Below are 19,928 nucleotides of genomic sequence, written 5' to 3'. Positions count from 1 at the left end.
CGGAGCGGCTGGGGGTCGCCACCGCGGGCGGGGCGCCGACGGCGCGACGGGCACCGCCGACATGGTCCGCACGTCAGTCCCGCCGCCCGGACCCGCCGAGCTCGCCCGCGTCCGGTCCGCCGTCCGGACGTGGACCGACGCCGCGACGCACGCCCTGCCCGACGAGTGGGTGGTCGCCGCGCGGCGCCGCAGCGAGTCGGGACGCGAGGCCGACCAGCTGCCCGACGCGCTCGACCGTGCGGTGTCCGGGACGCACGTCCTGAGCGACCGCACGCCCGTCTGGTGGCGCGCCGTCGGGGTGCTCCAGTGGCTCGTCCTCGTCATCGCCGTCGTGGGCCTCGGCTGGCTCGGGGCGCTCTGGGGGCTCGACGCGCTCCGCATGCCGGTGATCGAGCCGCCCGTCTGGGAGCAGGGGGACGTGCGGGTCCCCGTCCCGACCCTGGCCGCGGTCGGGGGGATCCTCGTGGGCCTGCTGCTCGCCGGCCTCTCGCGTGCCCTCGCGGGCGTCGGGGCGCGGCGCCAGGCGCGGCGGGCGACCGCCCACCTGCGTGCGTCCGTCGCCGAGGTCGCGGAGCGGCACGTCGTCGCACCCGTGCGCGAGGTGCTCGACCAGCACGACGCGTGCGTCCGCGCGGCGACCCGCGCGCTCGGCTGAGGCTGCTCGCCGGCGTCGCCCACGCGCTCGGCGCCGCACGCACCGAGGAGACGGCAGGATGACCGCATGACCCGACTGCACGTCCCCGTCCCGCTGCGCTGGGCGGACCTCGACGCCTACGGCCACGTCAACAACGTCGAGGTGCTCCGGCTCCTCGAGGAGGCCCGCATCGCGGCCTTCTGGCGCCACGGCGAGGACGTCGGCACGTGGCCGACGGCGGTGCTCGACGCCGGCCCGAGCGCGGGCACGCACACGCTCGTGGCCCGGCACGAGGTCGAGTACCTGCTGCCGGTGGCGTACCGCCGGGAGCCGCTCGTCGTCGAGATGTGGGTCGGCCGCCTCGGCGGGGCGAGCATCGACGTCTGCTACCAGCTCACGACGGGGACGCCTGCTCGCGCGGCCGTGGGCCCCGCGGGCGGTGGCCCGGTGTTCGTCCAGGCGGCGTCCACGCTCGTCCTCATCGACGCCGCGACGGAGCGCCCCCGCCGGATCACGGCCGAGGAGCGCGCGGTGTGGGAGCCCTACGTCGAGGAGCCCGTCGCGATGCGCCGGCGTCCCGAGCGGTCGGCCGCCCCGGACGGCCCGGCCTGAGATCCGTCCTTGACCCTCACCGAGGGGCAGGGACCACAGTGGCGGGGTGACCACGACGCCGCAGCAGAGCCTCATGACGATCGGCCGGCTGGCCGAGCGTACGGGCCTGAGCCTCAAGGCCCTGCGCCTGTACGACGAGCTCGGCCTGCTGCCGCCGGCGCGGGTCGACCGGTCGTCGGGCTACCGCTACTACGACACCGACCAGCTCGAGCGGGCACGACTCATCGGGCTCCTCCGGCGGGTCGGGATGCCGCTCGCGGAGATCGGCGCGCTGCTCGCCGACCGCGACCCGGACCGGCTGCGCGCCTGGTGGCGCGGCGTCGCCGAGGAGCACCGCGACCGCGAGGGCGTCGTGCGCTACCTGCTCTCGACGCTCGACGGGGCCGAGCGCCCGTCGTTCCCGGTCTCGACGCGCTGGGTGCCCGACGCGATGGTGGTCTCGGCGTCGGCGCACGTGCTGCAGCCCGAGCTGCCGCGGTTCATCCCCGACCGGCTCCGGCTGCTGCGCGCCCACGTGGCGGCGTGCGGAGCGGTGGCCGACGAGATCGACTGGACGACCTACCACTCGACGTCGACGTCCGACTCGGCCGGCCTCGTCGAGGTGTGCGTGCCGTTCGCGGGCAGCGTCCCGCCGACCACCGAGATCACCGTCCGGGTGGAACCCGCCCACCGCGAGGCGTACGCACGCCTGACGAAGGGCCAGGTGCGCCCGCCGCACATCATGCACGCGTTCGACGCCGTCGCGACCTGGCTCGGCAGGCGCGGTCGCCGACGCACGCTCGACCCGCGCGAGGTCTACTTCGCGGACTGGGTCGCGGTCGACGACGCGACGCCCGCCGTGGACGTCGCCTTCCCCTACGCGGGCGGGCCGGACGAGCCCGACGAGCCGGGGCGGTCCGCGAAGGCCGTCGAGCCCAGGACGGAGACACCATGAGCACCAGCACCACGAGCACCAGCACCACGAGCACCGGCACCACGAGCACCAGCACCACGACCCCGGACGCGAGCCCGACCTCCGACGTGCTCGACCGGTACCGCCGGCACACGCCCCTCTCGGACCCGGGCGCCCATGCCCCGTCGCTCCGCGCGCTGCCGGCCGAGCCGGCGGCGCTCGCCGCGGCGGTCCGAGGGCTGGTCGTCCACTACGTCGCGAGCGGCCTGACCTTCACCCCGGAGCGGCTGGCCGACATCGACAGCCGGTGGGTCGCGCGGATGCTCGAGCGCCTCGCCGCGCGGGACCCGGCGCCGCTCGACCGTCCGCGCGAGGTGGACGCGCGCGTCGTCGGCTGCTGCCGGGACGCGGCGCTGCTGTACGTCGCGGCGGCGCGCGAGCTGGGAGTCCCGGCGCGCAGCCGGGTGGGCTTCGCGCCGTACCTGCGCGAGGGGTTCGCGCACGACCACGTCGTCGCGGAGCACTGGGACGCCGCGGCCGACGGCGGCGGGCGCTGGGTGCGCGTGGATCCCCAGATCGACCCCGCGTGGGTCGGCGTGGACACGCTCGACCTGGGCACGGGCGCGGACAGCCCCTTCCGCACGGCCGCGCACGTGTGGCTCGACCACCGCGCGGGGCGGCTCTCGGAGGCGGAGCTCGCGGGGTTCGGCGTGGGCCCCGACCTGCCGCTGCGCGGCCGGTGGTTCGTCCGGAACTACGTGGTCGCCGAGCTCGCGCACCTGACCGGCCACGAGCTCCTCCTGTGGGACCTGTGGGGCGCCATGGTGCCGCCCGTCGTCGGGCCGGACGGCCGGCTCGCCGACGTCGACGCACCGCCGGACCCCGACCTCGACGCGCTGGTCGACCGGGTCGCGGAGGCGCTCGTGGACCCGGACGTCGACCCGGCGAGCCTCGACGCCCTGCTCGACGACCCACGCCTGGACCCGCGACGCGGCGTCGTCTGCGACTCGCCGAGCGGCCTGCGGGCGCAGGTGGACCTCACGAGCGCGGGGTAGCGCCCGTCCCAGGCTCGGCGCTCGCGCCGGCAGCGGCGACGCGGCGCGCCTCGGCCGCCATGCCCTGCTGCATCCCGCCGAAGACGACGCCGTGGAACGGCGCGACCGACCACCAGTAGAGCTGCCCCAGCAGGCCGTGCGGGTGGAAGGTCGCCACCTGGCGCAGCGTCGAGCCGCCGTCGGGCTCGGGCCTGACCGCGAGCTCGAGCCAGGCGAGGCCCGGCACGCGCATCTCGGCGCGCAGCCGCAGCATGCGGCCCGGGACGACCTCCTCGACCCGCCAGAAGTCGACCGCGTCGTCGACGAGGAGCCGGCGCGGGTCGCGCCGCCCCCGCCGCAGGCCCGGGCCGCCCGAGAGCCGGTCGAGCACCCCGCGCACCTGCCAGGCGAGCGGCCACGAGTACCAGCCACGCTCGCCGCCCACCGTCTGGATGACGTGCCACACCGCGTCGGGCGGTGCGTCGACCCTCGTCCGGCGCTCGTCGCGGTAGAGAGACCCGCCGGCCCAGTCCGGGTCGCTCGGGAGCGGGTCGCTCGGCGCGCCCGGCACGGACGCCGAGGACCACCGCGTGACGACGTCGGCGTCCTGGATCCGTGCGAGCGCGAGGCGGACGGCGTCGTCGAACCCCAGCAGACCCTCCGGCGGGTCGGGCACGTGCTCGGCGATGTCGTGCTCGTCGCAGACGACCTCGTGCACGAGCGACTCGACGAGCGGACGCGCGAGCGGGCCCGGTACGGGCGTGACGAGAGAGACCCACAGGCTCGACAGACGCGGGCTGAGCACGCCGACGCCGACGACGACGCGCCGCGGCAGCCCGGCGACGGCCGCGTAGCGGTGCATCATCTGGCGGTAGGTCAGCACCTCGGGGCCACCGATGTCGAACGCCCGGTTCACCTCGGGCGGCATCGTCGCGCTGCCGACGAGGTACCGCAGGACGTCGCGGATCGCGATCGGCTGGATCCGGTTGTCCACCCAGCGCGGCGTCGTCATCGCCGGGAGTCGCTCGGTGAGGTACCGCATCATCTCGAAGGACGCGGAGCCCGAGCCGAGCACGACGGCGGCGCGCAGCACCGTCGTCGGGACGCCCGACGCGAGCAGGATCTCCCCGACCTCCTTGCGCGACTCGAGGTGCGGCGAGAGGTCGTCGACGTCGGGGTGCAGGCCGCCGAGGTACACGATGCGCCCGACCCCCGCCTCGCGCGCCGCCTGCGCGAACGTCAGGGCCGTCCGGCGGTCGCGGGCCTCGAACCGCCGACCGGAGCCCAGGGAGTGGATGAGGTAGTAGGCGACGTCGACGCCCTCGAGCGCTGACCGCACCTGGTCGAGGTGCTGCGCGTCCGCCTCGACGACGTCGACGTCGTCGACCCAGTCGCGGCCCTGCAGGCGGCCCGGGTTGCGCGCGACGGCCCGGACGCGGTGCCCGGCGCGGAGCAGCTCGGGGACGAGCCGTCCGCCGACGTACCCGGTCACGCCGGTGACTGCCACCACGAGGGGACTCACCGGGCGAGCGTAGGCGCCCGGCCCGACCGCCGCCCGGGGAGGGGGGCGACCCGTTGACCCGGGACGGAAGCGGACGTTACGGTCGGCGCACGGTCCGGAAAGCGCATTCCTCGACGTCGAGGGCATTGGAACGTTTCATCCACGGTCGCCGAGGACCGCGGAGCGGGTGCGCTGGGGCGGACCGCCCGACGAACGAAGGATTCAACGATGAGTCTTGGCAGAGCACGGATCGGGCGGCAGGCGGTCACCGCCGTCGTCGCCTCGGCGCTGGTCGTCACGGGCGCCGGCGCTGCGGCGGCCGGCGGTCATGGACAGGGCCACGGCCACGGGCCCCAGGACCCGGTCCCGGCGGGCGTCCAGCTCGAGCGCCTCGACCGCGGCCTGGTCGCGGCGACCACGCCCGAGGGCGTCTTCCTCAGCTGGCGCCTGCTGGCGACCGAGGTCACGGGCTCGGGCCCGACCGGGATGGTCGGCGCGGACTTCCACGTCTACCGCGGCGACGAGTTCGTCGCGACGGTCACCGACAGCACCAACTACCTGGACGCAGGCGCCGACGGCACGGCGGCCTACCGCGTGGCGGCGGTCGTCGACGGCGCCGGGGTCGACGTGAGCGCGTCGGTCGACCCGTGGGCGCAGCCGTACGCGACGCTCCCGCTGACGAAGCCGGCGGACGGCGTGACGCCCCCGCAGATCGGTCCGCTCGGCACGCCCGAGGCGTGGCAGTGGCCCGAGGGCGAGCCCTACACCTACGCGGTCAACGACATGAGCGTCGGCGACGTCGACGGTGACGGCGCGCTCGAGTACCTGGTCAAGTGGGACCCGTCGAACGCGAAGGACGTGTCCCAGAAGGGCTACACCGGTCCGGTCTACGTCGACGCCTACGAGGCCGACGGCACGCTCCTGTACCGCCTCGACCTGGGCGTGAACATCCGTGCCGGGGCGCACTACACGCAGTTCCTCGTCTACGACTTCGACGGCGACGGCCGCTCCGAGGTCATGCTCAAGACCGCCCCCGGCACCAGCACGGTGCCCTACGCGGGCGGCGTGCCGCAGGCGGCGCAGCACATCACGCTCCCGGCCGACGACGTCGCGGCGGGCGTCTCGCACGACGACGACTACCGCCTGAGCGCGGCGCAGTACCGCGACCACCTCGCGGGGATGCTGCAGGGCTGGCAGGAGCACCCGGAGGTCGTCGCCGGCAGCTGGCCCGCCACGCTCGAGGAGGCGTGGGGGATCGAGCCCCGCTGGACCTACCCGCTCACCGAGGCGGACGCGTACGCGGCCGCGGACTTCTTCATCCAGGAGTGGGCACCGGGACGCAGCGCGCGCAACGAGCTCGCCAAGTTCGAGGGCTTCGTGCTCGACGGCCCCGAGTACCTCACCGTCTTCGACGGTGCGTCCGGCGCCGAGCTCCAGACGGTGCGCTACACGCCGGACCGGCACGACGACGGCCTGATGTGGGGCGACTACGCGATGTCGCGGATCGAGCCGGGGAACCGCGTCGACCGCTTCCTCTCGGGCGTCGCGTACCTCGACGGCTCCCACCCGTCCGCGATCTTCGCGCGCGGCTACTACACACGCTCGACGATCACGGCCTACGACTGGGACGGCGAGCAGATCACCGAGCGCTGGTTCGTCGACAGCGGCTGGACGCCCATGACGAACCCGTTCAACGACGGGCCGCACGGGCGCGCGGGCACGGACCCGGAGTTCGGCTCGATCACGACGCAGGGCTTCCACTCGCTGAGCGCGGCCGACGTCGACGGCGACGGGAAGCACGAGATCGTCTACGGCTCGGCGACCATCGACCACGACGGCTCGCTGCTCTACTCGTCGTTCGACACGCTGCCCGAGGGCAGCGCGGACCCGGGTGCGAGCGCCGGCCTCGGCCACGGCGACGCCATGCACGTGACCGACATCGACCCGGACCGTCCGGGCCTGGAGATCTTCACGGTGCACGAGGGCGGCACCTTCGCCCCGTACGGCATGGCGATGCGCGACGCGGCGACGGGAGAGGTGCTCTGGGGCCAGTACTCGGGGCGCGACACGGGCCGCGGCATGATCGGCGACGTGCTGCCGGACTCGCGCGGTGTCGAGTCGTGGGCGAGCATGCCGGGCGGCTCCGACGCCCTCGGCCTGCACACCCCGCAGGGCGAGGTCGTCTCCGACGCCATCCCGGGCACGAACCAGAGCGTCCGCTGGGCGGCGGACATGACGACGCAGCTCGTCAACGGCTCGGGCGACGCCACGCCGACGATCGACGACTGGCAGCGCGGGACGCTCCGGACCCTGGAGGGGACCCGGACCAACAACGGGACCAAGGGCAACCCGTCCCTCGTGGCCGACGTCCTCGGCGACTGGCGTGAGGAGGTCCTCGTCCGGACCGCCGACAGCTCGGCGATCCAGATCCACCTCTCCACCGAGGTCACGGACCGCAAGCTCTACACGCTGCTGCACGACGTCCAGTACCGCGCCGAGGTGGCCCGGCAGCAGACGACCTACAACCAGCCGTCGTACACGAGCTTCTACCTCGCGTCCGACCTCGACTGGTCGCAGGTGCCCGTGCCGGACGCCGTCCTGCCCGGCTCGTTCGACGCGCTCGGGGACGCGCTCGAGCGGTACGTGCGCTCGGGTGAGGTGTCGGGCCTCGTCGTCCTGCGGCTCTACGTCGCGTACGCGCTGGCCGAGCACCACCTCGACAAGGGTCGCCCGGCCCAGGCCGCGCGTGCGCTCGAGGCCTTCGAGCGGACGCTCGACACCCCGTGGCGGTGGGACCGCGTGACGCCGACGGCGAAGGCCTCGCTCCAGCACCTGTCGGCGACCGTGCGGGCGATGCTCACCTGACGCCGCCCCCGGGTCGCCCCCGGGAGCGTGACGCAGGCGTGCCACGACGGGCCCGGGCCTACCGTCGGCTCAGGTTCCGAGCGGAGGGGGCGACGTGGCGACCACGGACTCGACGGCAGGGGCGCCGGCGCAGCGCGAGCAGTACGACACCGGGCGGGCGGTCCTGCTCGCGACCGTGGCCGCCCTGGGCGGGTTCCTCTTCGGCTTCGACACGGCGGTGATCAACGGCGCCGTCACGGCGATCCGCGACCAGTTCGGGATGGGCACGGGCCTCACCGGGTTCGCCGTCTCGTCCGCCCTCCTCGGCTGCGCCGTCGGCGCATGGCTCGCCGGGCGCCTCGCGGACCGGCAGGGCCGCATCCGGGTCATGCTGCTCTCGTCGTTGCTCTTCACCGTGAGCGCCATCGGCTCGGGCCTGGCCGTCGGGCCGTGGGACCTGATCCTGTGGCGCGTGGTCGGCGGGCTCGGCGTCGGCGCCGCCTCCGTGATCGCCCCCGCGTACATCGCGGAGATCTCGCCCGCCTCGATCCGGGGCCGCCTGGGCTCGCTCCAGCAGCTCGCGATCGTGACCGGCATCTTCGTCGCCCTGCTGACCGACTACTTCCTGGCGACCGCGGCCGGCGGTGCCGCCGAGGACTTCTGGTTCGGGCTCGAGGCGTGGCGCTGGATGTTCATGTCCGAGGCGATCCCGGCCGTCGCCTACGGGATCCTCGCGATGGGCATCCCCGAGTCGCCGCGGTACCTCGTCGCACGGGGCAAGGACAAGGACGCGCGGGGCGTGCTCGGGCAGATCCTCAAGACGGGCATCGACGAGCGGCTGCGCGAGATCAAGCGGACGGTCTCGACCGAGGCGCGCTCGTCCGTGCGTGACCTGCGTGGCCCCGCTCTCGGCCTGCTGCCGATCGTCTGGGTGGGCATCGCGCTGTCCCTGTTCCAGCAGTTCGTCGGGATCAACGTCATCTTCTACTACTCGTCGACCCTCTGGCGGAGCGTCGGGTTCAGCGAGGACGACGCCCTCCTGCAGACCGTGATCACGTCGGTCACGAACATCGTCGTGACCGTCGTGGCGATCTCGATCATCGACAAAGTCGGCCGCCGCAACCTCCTGCTGGTGGGATCCGCGGGCATGACCGTGAGCCTGGGCGTGCTCGCGGCCACCTTCGCGACCGCGCGGATCGTCGACGGCGAGCCTGTGCTCGACGGCACCGCGGGTGTGGTCGCCCTCGTCGCCGCCAACCTGTTCGTCGTCTTCTTCGGCGCGTCGTGGGGCCCGGCGGTGTGGGTGCTGCTCGGCGAGATGTTCAACAACAAGATCCGCGCGAGCGCGCTCGGTCTCGCGGCCGCCGCGCAGTGGATCGGCAACTTCCTCATCTCCACGACGTTCCCCGCGCTGTCCTCCGTGGGGCTCAGCCTGGCCTACGGGCTCTACACCACCTTCGCCCTGCTCTCCTTCTTCTTCGTGCTCAAGTTCGTGCGCGAGACCAAGGGCAGGGAGCTCGAGGACATGGAGTGACCGCAGGACCTCGGCGCGCGAGGTTGAGGACGACGCTCGGCCGCGGGGCCCTCGTCTCCGGGGCCCTCGTCAGGTGAGCAGGTCGATCAGGGCGCGCTCGGCGGCCGCACGGGTGCGGCGGCGTCCGATCGTCCTGCCCCGCTCCCAGAGGTCGAACAGCCGCGGGTCGATGTAGGAGGCCCGGCACACCGCGGGGGTGTTGCCGAGCTCCTCGGAGACCTCGCGGACCACCTGGGAGACGACGCGTCGGCGCGCGCGCTCGGCGCGCGGCGGGTCGCCCGCGTCCGCCAGACCTGCGGCCGCGAGCACCGTCGCGTGCCACGTCCGGAAGTCCTTGGGCCGCGCGTCGGGGCCGAGCCGCTCCTTGACGTAGGCCTGGATGTCCGCCGTCGCGACGTCCTTCCACCCCTCCTCGTCGTCGTACCAGGCGAGGAGCTCGGGGTTGGGGTCGTCACGGTCGCGCAGCTCGCGGACCAGCCGCGCGACGACGGGGTCGTCGACCTGGCTGTGGCGCTCCTGGCCCGACTTCGCGGGGTACGTGAAGCTCACGGTCTCGCCGTCGACCCGCACGTGCTCGCGCAGCACCGTGGCCAACCCGTAGCTGCCGTTCTGCTTGGCGTAGGTCTCGCCGCCCGCGCGGAAGTACGCCTCGTCGAGCAGCCGGAACGCGAGCGCGAGCGCCTTCTGCCGCGGCATGCCGGGCAGGGCCAGGTCCTTGCGCACCCGCGTCCGGGCGGCGGGCAGGCGGCGCGCCATGAGCAGCACCTGGTCGTGCTTCGCGCGGTCGCGGCGCTGGCGCCACTGCGGGTGGTAGAGGTACTGGCGGCGCCCGGCGTCGTCGGTCCCCATCGCCTGGATGTGCCCGTTCTCGGCCGGGGAGATCCACACGTCCTGCCACGCGGGCGGGATGACGAGGTCGGCGCAGCGCGCGACGAGCTCGGGCTGCGTGATCCGCTCGCCGTGCTCGTCGAGGTAGATCACCCCGCGGCCCTGGCGGCGGCGCGTCCATCCCGGGTCCCCGGAGCGGACCCGGCGCAGACGTGGCATGCGGACAGTGTGCGGTGGCTCGCGCCGTCCGGCACGCCGAGCGGCGCGGCCCGCGGGCGCGTGCGGTCTGCGGTGGCTCAGCCGCCGAGGCGGACCATGCCCTCCTGGGCGATGGTCGCGACGAGCTCTCCCGCGCGGGTGTAGACCCGCGCCGCACCGAGCCCGCGCCCGCCCTGGGCCGACGGCGCGGACTGCTCGTAGAGCAGCCACTCGTCGACGTGGACCGGGCGGTGCCACCACATCGCGTGGTCGAGGCTCGCGATCGACAGGTCGGGCGTCGCCCAGCTCGCGCCGTGCCGGCGCAGGACGGGCTCGAGCATCACCTGGTCGCACGCGTACGCCAGGAGCGCCCGGTGCAGCACCTGGTCGTCCGGCAGCGGGCCGCGCGCGCGCATCCACACGAGCTGACGGTCGGTGCGCCGCGGTGCCGGGTCGAGGTAGATCGAGCTGTCCACGTGCCGCAGGTCGAACGCGCTCGCCTGCGTCCAGAACGTCGCGACGGGGTGGTCGACGGCGGACAGGACGTCGATCGCGCTCCGCACGTCGTCGGGGTCGGGCACGTCGAGGGGCGGGACGTCGGCGTGCTCGACGCCCGGCTGCTCGACCTGGAACGACGTCGTCATCGACAGGATCGGGACGCCTCCCTGCAGGGCGTGCGTGCGCCGCGCGCTGAAGGACCGGCCGTCACGCAGCCGCTCGACGGAGAACGTGATCGGCTCGCGCACGTCACCGGGACGCAGGAAGTACCCGTGCACCGAGTGGGGGAGCCGTGCGTCGTCGATCGTGCGTGCCGCCGCGAGGAGGGTCTGGGCGAGCACCTGCCCGCCGAACACGCGGCCGCCGGGCTTGGGCAGGCTCCGGCCGGTGAACGTGTCGTCGTCGACCCGGTCGAGCGTGAGCACGTCGAGCACGGTCGTGAGCGGGTCCGGCGTGATGGCAGGCATCCGCGCGGGACCGGGGCCGGCCTGGCGATCGGTCATGGGGGCTCCTCGTCAGTCCTCGAACGTGTTGACCATGGCGTGCGCGGCGCGCTCGAGGTAGTCCCACAGCGTCGCGTGCTGCAGCGGCGGCAGGGCGAGCGAGTCGAGCGCGGTGCGCATGTGCCGCATCCAGGCGTCGCGCGCCGCGGGATTGACCTTGTACGGCGCGTGCCGCATCCGCAGGCGCGGGTGGCCTCGCTGCTCGCTGTACGTGGTGGGGCCGCCCCAGTACTGCTCGAGGAAGCCCTGGAGACGGTCGGCCGCCGGGCCGAGGTCCTCCTCGGGGTACATCGGACGCAGCAGCGGGTCCTGCGCGACCTCGGCGTAGAACGCGTCGACGAGGCGGCGGAAGGTGGGGGAGCCCCCGACGGAGACGAAGAAGCTGTCGGCGGCGAGCTCCCGGGGATCGGCAGACGTCACGGCACCATCCTCCCTCACGGCGCCCGCCGCCCGGGCCCGCCGGGGCGCCCCGGACCCACGCAGCCCTGTGAGGTCGACCACCCGCACCGAGGTCGCACGTGCGCAGGGTCGGCCCCGCTGCGGACGGTCGGCCTCGGGGTGGGCGGCCGGGGTGGTGCCGCGCAGGTGGCGAGGTGGTCAGTGCTCCGGGGTGAGGAGGTACTGCTCGAGGGCGTCGAGCGCGGCGTCGGCGCCCTCGCCGTCGGCGGACAGCACGACGTCCTCGCCGCCCTTCGCGCCCAGGGCCATGACGGCGAGGATGCTCGACGCCGAGGCCGGCGAGCCGCCGTCCTTGCGGATCGTGACGGGCACCGCCTGCGCGCCGGCGAGCTGGACGAAGAGTGCGGCCGGCCGGGCGTGGAGCCCTTCGGCGATGGCGACGGTGACGCGGCGCTCGGGCACGGGGACCTCGGTCTCTGGGGGGTGGTGGGTGCTGCGGTGGTGGGTGCTGAGGTGGAGGACGACGTCGCCGCCGGAGCCGCGGGGCCCCGGCGGCGACGTCGTGGGTCAGGCCTTGGGCGTGCGCGGCGAGCGGTCGCTCAGAGCGCTCGCGTCACCGGGTGTGCCGCCGGGCGTCGCGCCCGCGACGGCCGGGACGGGCTCGTCGGTCGGCTGGTCGATGAGGACGTTGTTCGGGTCCGCGGCCGCGTCGTCGTCCTCGCGTCCGGGCGTCTTGAGGTTCCACCGCGTGATGACGAACCGGAACAGCACGTAGTAGACGACGGCGTAGCCGAGGCCGATGACGATGAGGAGCAGCGGCTGCTCCGCGATGCGGAAGTTGAGCAGGTAGTCGATGACCCCGGCGGAGAAGCCGAAGCCGGACCGGACGTCGAGGGCGTTGACGAGCGCGAGCGACGTGCCCGTGAGGATCGCGTGGATGACGTACAGCGGGTACGCGACGTAGACGAACGCGAACTCGAGCGGCTCGGTGACGCCCGTGACGAACGAGACGAGCGCGGCGGAGCCCATGATCCCCGCGATGACCTTGCGCTTGCCGGGCTTGGCGGTGTGCACGATCGCGAGCGCGGCCGCGGGGAGGGCGAACATCATGATCGGGAAGAAGCCGGCCTGGAAGATGCCGGCCGTCGGGTCCCCGGCGAGGAAGCGGAAGATGTCACCGTTCGCGACCTCGCCGTTGGCGCCCTCGTACTCGCCGAACTGGAACCACGGGACCGAGTTGAGCAGGTGGTGCAGGCCGATCGGGACGAGCAGGCGGTTGAGCGTGCCGAACACGAAGCCGCCGAGCACGGCCGAGCCCGTGACCCAGTCGCTGACGCCGGAGAGCACCGCGTCGAAGCCGCGGTAGAGGAACGCTCCGAGCACGGCGATGAGCACCGCGGCGAACGCCGTGACGATGGGCACGAACCGACGGCCGCCGAAGAAGGCCAGGTACGCGGGCAGCTTGATGCGGTAGTACCGCTGGTACAGGAGCGCGGCGGTGAGGCCGATGACGATGCCGCCGAGCACGCCGTAGTTGATGAGCTCCTGGGGGTCGTCGCCCTCGGGGCGGCCCAGGACGTAGGGCGACATGGCGTCGGACACGGCCTTGAAGACGAGGTACCCGATGAGCGCGGCGAGGCCCGTCGAGCCGTCGGACTTGCGCGCGTAGCCGATGGCGACGCCCAGGGCGAAGATCAGGGGCAGGTTCCCGAAGAGCGCGTTGCCGGCCGCTCCGAGCACGTCGGCGACCGGCAGCAGCCAGTCACCCCACGCGCCGGCGAGGCCGTCCGCGCCGAGCATGTCGGGCTGGCCGAGCCGCAGCAGCAGCGCGGCGGCGGGTAGCGACGCGATCGGCAGCATGAGGGAGCGGCCGATCCGTTGGAGCTGGGCCAGGCCGGGGATGGGCCGCTTCTCGCGGACCTCGGTGGCGGTCGTGGCAGTCATGGCGCGAGCACTCCTCGATGTCGGTGAGCGTCGGCGGGCACCGGCGCTCGTCCTGTCGGGCACTGCGTGTGTGGGGCACTGCGTGTTCAGGCACTGCGTGTGTGGGCACTGCAGGTGGGCACTGCGGGCGGTCCGGGCGGGCGGGCACCGTCCCGGTCCTGGCGGCTCCCGGCGGCGTCGACGGGGGCGTGACCTGGCGGACGAGGGGGTGTGCTAGATGTCTGGACCAGTCGGTGATCACCATGATGGAATGGCGCGGCCGGTGTCAATGGCCCGGCGCGAGCGGAGAGGCGGTGCGGCCACGGTGCGTCACTCCGTCCTCAAGTACGTCCGGGTCCGCGACTACCTGCGCTCGCTCGTGACGCACGAGCTCGCCGTCGGTGACGCCATCCCGTCCGAGCGCGTGCTGTGCGAGCGCTTCGGTGTCTCGCGGATGACCGTCCGCCAGGCGGTCGACGCCCTCGTCGTCGAGGGGCTGCTCCAGCGCGAGCAGGGTCGGGGGACGTTCGTCGCGCCGTCCAAGATGGACCTCGAGGTGCGCCTCGCCTCCTTCGGCGAGGAGATGCGCCGCCGCGGCATGGAGCCGTCGAGCACGGTGCTCACGGTCGAGGAGGTCGCGGCCTCGCCCGACGTCGCCGACGCGCTCGAGCTCGTCCCGGGCGAGCGCGTCCACTACCTGCACCGCGTCCGCCACGCCGACGGCGAGCCGATGGCGATCGAGCAGACCTGGGTGCCGGCAGCGCTCGTGCCCGGGCTCCTCGCGGACGGCGCCCCCGAGAGCATCTACGGCGAGCTGCGCCGCCGCGGGCTGGACCCGGACTGGGGTGAGGACACCGTGGCGGCGTCGGAGGTCGACTCGCAGGACGCGACGCTGCTGGGCCTGCGGCCCGGTGCCGCCGTCCTGCGCCTCGCGAGGCGTACGTTCGCAGGTGACGTCGCGTGCGCGTACTCGCGCTCGTCGTACCGGGCGGACCGGTACGTCCTGTGGGTGCCGCTGCGCGCACCGCGTCCGGCGATCGCACCGCGCGCCGAGCAGCAGCTGACGACGGCGGGCCACGGCGGCCCCGCGACCGACGGCGGGGAGGAGAGCCAGTGACCAGCCACGACGACCGGGCGTCCCGGATCCTCGCCGCCCTGGGCGGCGTCGAGAACATCGTCGACATCGAGCCGTGCACCACGCGGCTGCGCTCCGAGGTGCGGGACACCGCGCGGGTCGACGTGCCCGCGCTGCGCGCGGCCGGCGCCCACGGCGTCATGGTCGCCGGACGCGTGGTCCAGGTCGTCGTCGGGCCGAGCGTGGACGTCCTCGCGACGGATCTCGAGGAGCTGATGTGACGACTACTGTGGACGGTCGGCGACAGGGCCGTCGTCCCGAACGAGGAGGAACCGATGAGCAAGGCTGAGCAGATCCTCGCGGCCCTCGGCGGCGACGCGAACATCGTCGACCTCGAGCCGTGCATCACGCGTCTCCGGGTCGAGCTGGAGGACCCGTCGCTGGTCGACGAGGCGGCACTCAAGGCGACCGGTGCCTTCGGCGTCGTCCGCTCGGGCCGCGTCGTGCAGGTCGTCGTCGGCCCCGAGGCGGACACGCTCGCGTCCGACATCGAGGACCTGCGCTGATGGCGCTGACCCTGGTCGCGCCTGTGGCCGGGACCGTGCTGGCGATGGCCGACGTGCCCGACCCGGTGTTCGCCGGGGCGATCGTCGGCCCCGGGCTCGCCGTCGACCCGGACCGGGACGGCGGCGGCGAGGGCACGGTGTCCCACGCCGTCGCACCCGTCGACGGCACCGTGGTGAAGCTGCACCCGCACGCGTTCGTCGTGCAGGTGGACGAGCACCGTGCCGTGCTCGTGCACCTCGGCCTCGACACGGTCCAGCTCGCGGGCGAGGGCTTCACGCTGCACGTCGGCGAGGGCGCCACCGTGAGCACGGGGGACCGCGTCGTGAGCTGGGACCCGGCCGCGGTCGCCGCCGGCGGCCGCTCGCCCGTGGTGCCGGTCGTCGCCGTCCAGGGGGAGCCCGGCGCCGTCCGCGGCCTCGTCGAGCCCGGCGAGCGCGTCACGGTGGGCACGCCGTTCCTCGAGTGGGACTGACGCCCGGCGGGCCGCTGCTCGACCCGGCGGAGGTCGAGGACGTCCTCGCGGAGCGGCTCGCGCAGCCGGGTGCGGGCCTGCTGCTCGACCTCGACGGCACGCTCGTGGACAGCGAGCCCGTCCACCGAGCCGCCTTCGGGTCGTACTTCGCGTCCCGCGGCTGGCAGGTGCCCGACGACGTCGTCCGGCAGTTCATGGGTCGGCGAGCGACCGAGGTGTTCCCCGTGCTCGACGGACCGTGGCGCGGCGAGGACCCGCTCGCGCTGACCGATGCCGTCGTCGCCGAGCTGGGCCGCACGACCGCACGCCCGATGCCCGTGCCCGGGGCGGCCGGGCTGCTCGCGGCGTGCGCCGCGACGGGGCTGCCCGTCGTCGTCGTCACGTCGGCGCGGCGCTCGTGGGCGCGCGGCGCGGTCGACCGCCTGATCGAGCAGGACCGTGACGCGCGGGCGCCGGGGTTCGTCACCGCCGAGGACTGCACCGAGGGCAAGCCGCACCCCGAGCCGTACGAGCGCGGCGCGCGGCTGATCGGCGCCGACCCGGCGCGGCTGGTCGCGGCCGAGGACGCGGTGGCAGGCATCGCGTCGGCCAGGGCCGCGGGCGTGGGCCTCGTCATCGGCATGACCACGAGCCTCGACGCCGCGGAGCTCACGGGTGCCGACGCGTGCCTGCCCGACCTCACCGCCGTCGAGAAGGCTGTCCGCCGGCGGTCCGTCTAGGCTGAGCCGGATCGCAGGGGGACGGATGAGGGCGAAGCAGGACCGCAGCACGCTGCAGGTGGTGGCACCTCTGGCCGGCACCGTGGTCGACCTCGCCGACGTCCCCGACCCGGTCTTCGCCGGGGCCGTCGTCGGCCCGGGGCTCGCGATCCTGCCGGACGAGCCGGCTCCCGGGGACCTCGCCGGCCTCCCGACGGGCGGCCGCGTCGTGGTCGTCGCGCCGTGCCCGGGGCGGGTCAGCGGCGTCTACCCGCACGCGCTCATGGTGCAGGCGGACCACGACCGGTCCGTCCTGGTTCACCTCGGCCTCGAGACCGGCCAGCTCGAGGGCGCCGGCTTCGACGTCGCCACGTCCGACGGCGACCGCGTCGAGCGCGGTCAGCCGGTGCTCGCCTGGTCGCCGGCCGAGGTGCGCGGGGGCGGCCGGTCGACGCTGTGCCCCCTCGTCGCGCTCCAGGCGCAGCCCGACGACGTCGTGCTCCTCGTCGCGCCGGGCGACTCGGTGGCCGAGGGTCAGCCCGTGCTGCTCTGGTCCTGACGCGCGCCGGTCCGGGGCGTCCCGCCCGCGGACGCGTCGCTCGCGCTCGGCTCACCCGCCGGCGCGACGTCGCGCTCGACCAGGACCTCGCGGCGCGGCAGCGCGAGCGCGACGCCCTCCGCGACGAGGGTGGCGCGGATCCGCGAGCGCAGCTCCCGCTGGACCTCCCACTGCTTCGAGGGTGCGGTCTTGACCAGGGTCCGGATCATGACGGACTCCCCGGTCAGGTCCTCGAAGGAGGTCACCTCGGGCTCGTCGAGCAGCATCGGACCCACCGTCTCGTCGCCCACGATCGACGCGGCGGCGGCGCGGATGAGGCCGGCGACGTGCTCGACGTCCTGGTCCGGGCCCACCCGGAGCTCGACGAGGGCGCGCGACCACCCCTGCGTCTTGTTGCCGACCCGCAGGATCTCGCCGTTGCGGACGTACCAGAGGGTGCCGGACAGGTCCCGCACCTGGGTCACGCGCAGGCCGACGGCCTCGACCGTGCCGGACGCCTCGCCCAGGTCGACGACGTCTCCGACCCCGTACTGGTCCTCGACGAGCATGAAGATGCCCGCGAGGAAGTCCTTGACGAGCGTCTGGGCGCCGAAGCCGAGGGCGACGCCGACGACGCCGGCCGAGGCCAGCACCGGGCCCAGGTCCCAGTCGTTGATGTTGGCGATCGCGGTCAGCACGCCGACCGCGACGAGGAACGCCGCCGACGAGCGCAGGACGGAGCCCATGGTCTCGGCGCGCTGCACGCGCCGCGCGACGACCAGCTGGTCGGACTCGGCGGCCGCGGAGCCGACGCGCGCGCTGACCAGGAGCCGGCGGGCGCCGCGGCGCACGCGGGCGCCGCCCTGGACGACCGACCGCACGGCGCGCGTGATGAGCCAGCGCGCCAGCGCCAGCACGACGACGCCGACGGCGACCGCGGCGACGCTCTGCAGCGGGGCGCCGAGGAACCAGTCGAACCAGCGGGCGGGGACCTCCACCACGTCCGGTGCGAGGCGGACGGGTCCGGCGGCAGGCACGGTCGCAGCGGTGAGCACGGGCGCAGCGGCGATGAGGAGGGGCGGCACGGAGGGCAAGGCTAGTTCGCGCCCCGGGCGGGCGTCGCCTCGGCGAGCTCGTCGTGCTCGTCGTGCTCGCCGTGGTCGTCGTGTTCCCGGGCGGGCGCGCCGGCGAGCAGCCCCGTGCACCGCGCGACGAAGGCGAGCTGCTCGGACGCGACCCCGAGCGTGCGGCTCAGGGACCGGCCGCCGTGACCCACACCCGTCTCGCGCCGCAGCAGCACCGGCGCGTCCTCCACGTCGGCCGACGTGGCGTGCTGGAGGGCGGCGCACGTCTTGCGCGCGTGGAGGGGGTCGACGCGCGTGTCGCCCTCGAACACCGTGAAGAGCACGGCCGGGTAGGCCGGGCCCGTGCCCGGGGCGTCGTCGGCCGCCGCGACGGCGCGGTGGTACGGCGAGTAGCCGAGGAGCCAGCCGAGCTCGGTCGCGTCGGCCGCGTCGCCGTACTCCTCGGTCCACGTGACGCCGAGACCGAAGCGCTGGTAGCGCACCATGTCGAGCAGCGGCGCGCTGCACACCGCCGCCGCGACGAGGTCCGGCCGCTGCGTCACGGCCGCACCGACGAGCAGGCCCCCGTTGGAGCCGCCCCAGACGGCCAGCCGGTCGGACGTCGTCCAGCCCGCGGCCACGAGGTGCTCCGCCGCGGCGTGGAAGTCGTCGAAGACGTTCTGCTTGTGCGCGCGCATCCCCGCGCGGTGCCACGCCTCGCCCTCCTCGCCGCCGCCGCGGAGGTTGGCGACGGCGTACGCGCCGCCCGCCTCGACCCACGCGAGCGCGGTCGCCGAGTACGCCGGGTCGAGCGAGATCTGGAAGCCGCCGTAGCCGTAGAGGATGGTCGGGAGGGGCTCGAGCGGCTCGCCCGCGGCGTCGAGGAGGTCGGCGCGGGCCGTGACGAGGACGCGCACGGGCGTGCCGTCGGCGCTCGTGACGGTGAGCTGCCGGGCGCGCACGTCCGGCAGGTCCGGCAGCGCACCGGGCGGCGAGGCCCACGGCGACACCGCGCCGCTCCGGGCGTCCCAGCGGTGGATCGACGTCGGCGTCGTCGTGTCCGTCCAGCCGAACCAGATCTCGCGGCCCCCGGTGGGGCGGCGCGTGAGGCCGGCGACCGTGCCGGGGCCCGGGAGCGGGACGTGCCCGCGCCGTCCCGGGAACCGCGTCCCGTCGGCCGGGTCGTGCACGGTGAGCTCGCTCACCGCGTGGCGGCTCCACAGCGCGACGAGCTCGGTCGGGCGCCGGGCGTCCTCACCCGAGCCGTCGCCCTCGTCCAGGACGACGACGCCGCGCAGCACGGCCTCGTCGTCCTCCGCCACGAGCGTGCGCCAGTGCTCGACGCCGGGCTGCTCCGGGTCCGCCACGGCCAGCCGGCCGCGGGGCGCGTCGAGGTCCGTGTGCACGTAGAGGCGTCCGTCGCGGCCGACCCACGCCGACGTCTCGGCGTCGGCGCCGACGACGACCGGGCGCAGCACGGGAGCCTCGACGGGCGTCGCGTGGAGGTCGGCGATCCACACGTCCGTGCGCGGCGCGGTGCCGGCCGACGCCGTCACGACGAGCCAACGGCCGTCGCGCGTGAGCGTCACTCCGAAGTAGGTCGTCATGTCGAGCCCCTCGCCGAAGAGCTCGACGTCCTGCTCCGGGTCGGTCCCGACCCGGTGCAGCCACACGCGTCGGTGGTACTGCTCCTCGCCCGCGGGCACGCGACCCGGCGCGAGGCGGCGCACGTAGACGAAGGCCTCCCCGCCCGGCAGCCAGGCCACGGGGGAGTAGCGCGCGCGGTCGATCGGCCCGTCGACGTGCGCACCGGTCGCGACGTCGACGACGTGGAGCACGCTCTCCTCGGTACCGCCGGACGACACCTGGTACGCGAGGAGGTCGCCCTCGACGCTCGGCTGCCAGGCGTCGAGCGTCGTCGTCCCGGCCGGGTCGAGCGCCATGGGGTCGACGAGCGTGCGCCGGCCGCCGCCCGGCGTGACGAGGTCCACGACGGCGTGCTCGGCGGTCCCGGCCCGACGCGACTCGAACCACCGGTCGCCGCGCCACACGGGCGTGCCGACGCTCCCGGTCGCGAGGAGCTCGGCGAGGCGCGCGCGCCACCGGGCCACGTC

At 74.7% G+C, this 19,928-nt stretch carries 19 protein-coding genes and 1 pseudogene; 12 read left to right on the top strand and 8 right to left on the bottom strand.

What is annotated here, in order from left to right:
• From ICW40_RS14065 to ICW40_RS14050, 4 genes and pseudogenes are all read left to right on the top strand, one after another.
• Positions 1-655 (top strand): annotated as a pseudogene (locus ICW40_RS14065) (GTP-binding protein HSR1); the annotation flags it as partial.
• Between the two features lie 66 nt (positions 656-721).
• Positions 722-1,246 (top strand): acyl-CoA thioesterase, encoded by a 525-nt coding sequence (locus tag ICW40_RS14060; protein ID WP_221654647.1) that lies wholly within the window; start codon positions 722-724, stop codon positions 1,244-1,246.
• 46 nt (positions 1,247-1,292) lie between these two features.
• A complete protein-coding gene (locus ICW40_RS14055) occupies positions 1,293-2,180 on the top strand; it encodes a MerR family transcriptional regulator (protein ID WP_221654646.1) in 888 nt (295 codons plus the stop codon).
• Positions 2,177-3,193 (top strand): transglutaminase-like domain-containing protein, encoded by a 1,017-nt coding sequence (locus ICW40_RS14050; RefSeq protein ID WP_221654645.1) that lies wholly within the window; start codon positions 2,177-2,179, stop codon positions 3,191-3,193. Before ICW40_RS14055 ends, ICW40_RS14050 begins: the two co-directional genes overlap by 4 nt.
• Here ICW40_RS14050 and ICW40_RS14045 read toward each other — a convergent pair.
• Positions 3,177-4,820: an SDR family oxidoreductase gene (locus ICW40_RS14045; RefSeq protein WP_221654644.1), complete on the bottom strand. Its 1,644-nt coding sequence runs from the start codon at positions 4,818-4,820 to the stop codon at positions 3,177-3,179. The genes ICW40_RS14050 and ICW40_RS14045 overlap by 17 nt on opposite strands.
• A gap of 81 nt (positions 4,821-4,901) precedes the next feature.
• On the opposite strand from ICW40_RS14045, the gene ICW40_RS14040 reads away from it, so the two are divergent.
• A complete protein-coding gene (locus ICW40_RS14040; protein ID WP_221654643.1) occupies positions 4,902-7,538 on the top strand; it encodes a rhamnogalacturonan lyase in 2,637 nt (878 codons plus the stop codon).
• Between the two features lie 94 nt (positions 7,539-7,632).
• Positions 7,633-9,051: a sugar porter family MFS transporter gene (locus ICW40_RS14035; protein ID WP_221654642.1), complete on the top strand. Its 1,419-nt coding sequence runs from the start codon at positions 7,633-7,635 to the stop codon at positions 9,049-9,051.
• Positions 9,052-9,120: 69 nt separating this feature from the next.
• On the opposite strand, the gene ICW40_RS14030 is transcribed toward ICW40_RS14035, so the two are convergent.
• The 5 genes from ICW40_RS14030 to ICW40_RS14010 all read right to left on the bottom strand — a co-directional run bounded on the left by ICW40_RS14030 (position 9,121) and on the right by ICW40_RS14010 (position 13,421).
• The gene (locus ICW40_RS14030; RefSeq protein WP_221654641.1) at positions 9,121-10,098 is read right to left on the bottom strand and encodes a DNA topoisomerase IB; all 978 of its coding nucleotides are present in this window, start codon (positions 10,096-10,098) and stop codon (positions 9,121-9,123) included.
• A gap of 77 nt (positions 10,099-10,175) precedes the next feature.
• On the bottom strand, positions 10,176-11,078 hold the full coding sequence (locus ICW40_RS14025; protein WP_221654640.1) for an acyl-CoA thioesterase: 903 nt from the start codon (positions 11,076-11,078) through the stop codon (positions 10,176-10,178).
• 12 nt (positions 11,079-11,090) lie between these two features.
• The gene (locus ICW40_RS14020; RefSeq protein ID WP_221654639.1) at positions 11,091-11,498 is read right to left on the bottom strand and encodes a globin; all 408 of its coding nucleotides are present in this window, start codon (positions 11,496-11,498) and stop codon (positions 11,091-11,093) included.
• Positions 11,499-11,675: 177 nt separating this feature from the next.
• Positions 11,676-11,939, bottom strand: a complete 264-nt coding sequence (locus tag ICW40_RS14015; protein ID WP_221654638.1) for an HPr family phosphocarrier protein — start codon at positions 11,937-11,939, stop codon at positions 11,676-11,678.
• Between the two features lie 105 nt (positions 11,940-12,044).
• On the bottom strand, positions 12,045-13,421 hold the full coding sequence (locus ICW40_RS14010) for a PTS transporter subunit EIIC (RefSeq protein WP_221654637.1): 1,377 nt from the start codon (positions 13,419-13,421) through the stop codon (positions 12,045-12,047).
• 304 nt (positions 13,422-13,725) lie between these two features.
• Here ICW40_RS14010 and ICW40_RS14005 point away from each other — a divergent pair, with 304 nt between their 5' ends.
• The 6 genes from ICW40_RS14005 to ICW40_RS13980 are packed head-to-tail and all read left to right on the top strand — an operon-like array spanning position 13,726 to position 16,771.
• On the top strand, positions 13,726-14,517 hold the full coding sequence (locus ICW40_RS14005; RefSeq protein ID WP_308121805.1) for a GntR family transcriptional regulator: 792 nt from the start codon (positions 13,726-13,728) through the stop codon (positions 14,515-14,517).
• Positions 14,514-14,756, top strand: a complete 243-nt coding sequence (locus ICW40_RS14000) for a glucose PTS transporter subunit EIIB (protein WP_221654635.1) — start codon at positions 14,514-14,516, stop codon at positions 14,754-14,756. Before ICW40_RS14005 ends, ICW40_RS14000 begins: the two co-directional genes overlap by 4 nt.
• A 54-nt stretch (positions 14,757-14,810) precedes the next feature.
• The gene (locus ICW40_RS13995) at positions 14,811-15,041 is read left to right on the top strand and encodes a glucose PTS transporter subunit EIIB (RefSeq protein ID WP_221654634.1); all 231 of its coding nucleotides are present in this window, start codon (positions 14,811-14,813) and stop codon (positions 15,039-15,041) included.
• On the top strand, positions 15,041-15,514 hold the full coding sequence (locus ICW40_RS13990) for a PTS sugar transporter subunit IIA (protein WP_221654633.1): 474 nt from the start codon (positions 15,041-15,043) through the stop codon (positions 15,512-15,514). Before ICW40_RS13995 ends, ICW40_RS13990 begins: the two co-directional genes overlap by 1 nt.
• The gene (locus ICW40_RS13985; RefSeq protein ID WP_221654632.1) at positions 15,505-16,233 is read left to right on the top strand and encodes an HAD family hydrolase; all 729 of its coding nucleotides are present in this window, start codon (positions 15,505-15,507) and stop codon (positions 16,231-16,233) included. Before ICW40_RS13990 ends, ICW40_RS13985 begins: the two co-directional genes overlap by 10 nt.
• 25 nt (positions 16,234-16,258) lie before the next feature.
• The gene (locus ICW40_RS13980; protein ID WP_221654631.1) at positions 16,259-16,771 is read left to right on the top strand and encodes a PTS sugar transporter subunit IIA; all 513 of its coding nucleotides are present in this window, start codon (positions 16,259-16,261) and stop codon (positions 16,769-16,771) included.
• Here ICW40_RS13980 and ICW40_RS13975 read toward each other — a convergent pair.
• Together ICW40_RS13975 and ICW40_RS13970 are read right to left on the bottom strand one after the other, a co-directional pair.
• A complete protein-coding gene (locus ICW40_RS13975) occupies positions 16,747-17,835 on the bottom strand; it encodes a mechanosensitive ion channel family protein (RefSeq protein ID WP_221654630.1) in 1,089 nt (362 codons plus the stop codon). The two genes, ICW40_RS13980 and ICW40_RS13975, sit on opposite strands and share 25 nt — an antisense overlap.
• 11 nt (positions 17,836-17,846) lie before the next feature.
• Positions 17,847-19,928 (bottom strand): prolyl oligopeptidase family serine peptidase (locus tag ICW40_RS13970; protein WP_221654629.1); only part of this gene is annotated, 2,082 nt, incomplete at its 5' end.

Origin of the sequence: Actinotalea ferrariae, from assembly GCF_019733465.1 — a bacterium.
GTDB lineage: Bacteria > Actinomycetota > Actinomycetes > Actinomycetales > Cellulomonadaceae > Actinotalea > Actinotalea ferrariae_A.
This window is presented reverse-complemented; position numbering and strand designations above follow the sequence as displayed.

What these genes read in the sequence shown, in the direction of transcription:
- ICW40_RS13990 (WP_221654633.1), top strand. Translation starts at nt 15,041, where the DNA reads ATGGCGCTGACCCTGGTCGCGCCTGTGGCCGGGACCGTGCTGGCGATG.
- ICW40_RS14050 (WP_221654645.1), top strand. Translation starts at nt 2,177, where the DNA reads ATGAGCACCAGCACCACGAGCACCAGCACCACGAGCACCGGCACCACG.
- ICW40_RS13995 (WP_221654634.1), top strand. Translation starts at nt 14,811, where the DNA reads ATGAGCAAGGCTGAGCAGATCCTCGCGGCCCTCGGCGGCGACGCGAAC.
- ICW40_RS14010 (WP_221654637.1), bottom strand. Translation starts at nt 13,421, where the DNA reads ATGACTGCCACGACCGCCACCGAGGTCCGCGAGAAGCGGCCCATCCCC.
- ICW40_RS14040 (WP_221654643.1), top strand. Translation starts at nt 4,902, where the DNA reads ATGAGTCTTGGCAGAGCACGGATCGGGCGGCAGGCGGTCACCGCCGTC.
- ICW40_RS13980 (WP_221654631.1), top strand. Translation starts at nt 16,259, where the DNA reads ATGAGGGCGAAGCAGGACCGCAGCACGCTGCAGGTGGTGGCACCTCTG.
- ICW40_RS14025 (WP_221654640.1), bottom strand. Translation starts at nt 11,078, where the DNA reads ATGACCGATCGCCAGGCCGGCCCCGGTCCCGCGCGGATGCCTGCCATC.
- ICW40_RS14030 (WP_221654641.1), bottom strand. Translation starts at nt 10,098, where the DNA reads ATGCCACGTCTGCGCCGGGTCCGCTCCGGGGACCCGGGATGGACGCGC.
- ICW40_RS14045 (WP_221654644.1), bottom strand. Translation starts at nt 4,820, where the DNA reads ATGCCCTCGACGTCGAGGAATGCGCTTTCCGGACCGTGCGCCGACCGT.
- ICW40_RS14060 (WP_221654647.1), top strand. Translation starts at nt 722, where the DNA reads ATGACCCGACTGCACGTCCCCGTCCCGCTGCGCTGGGCGGACCTCGAC.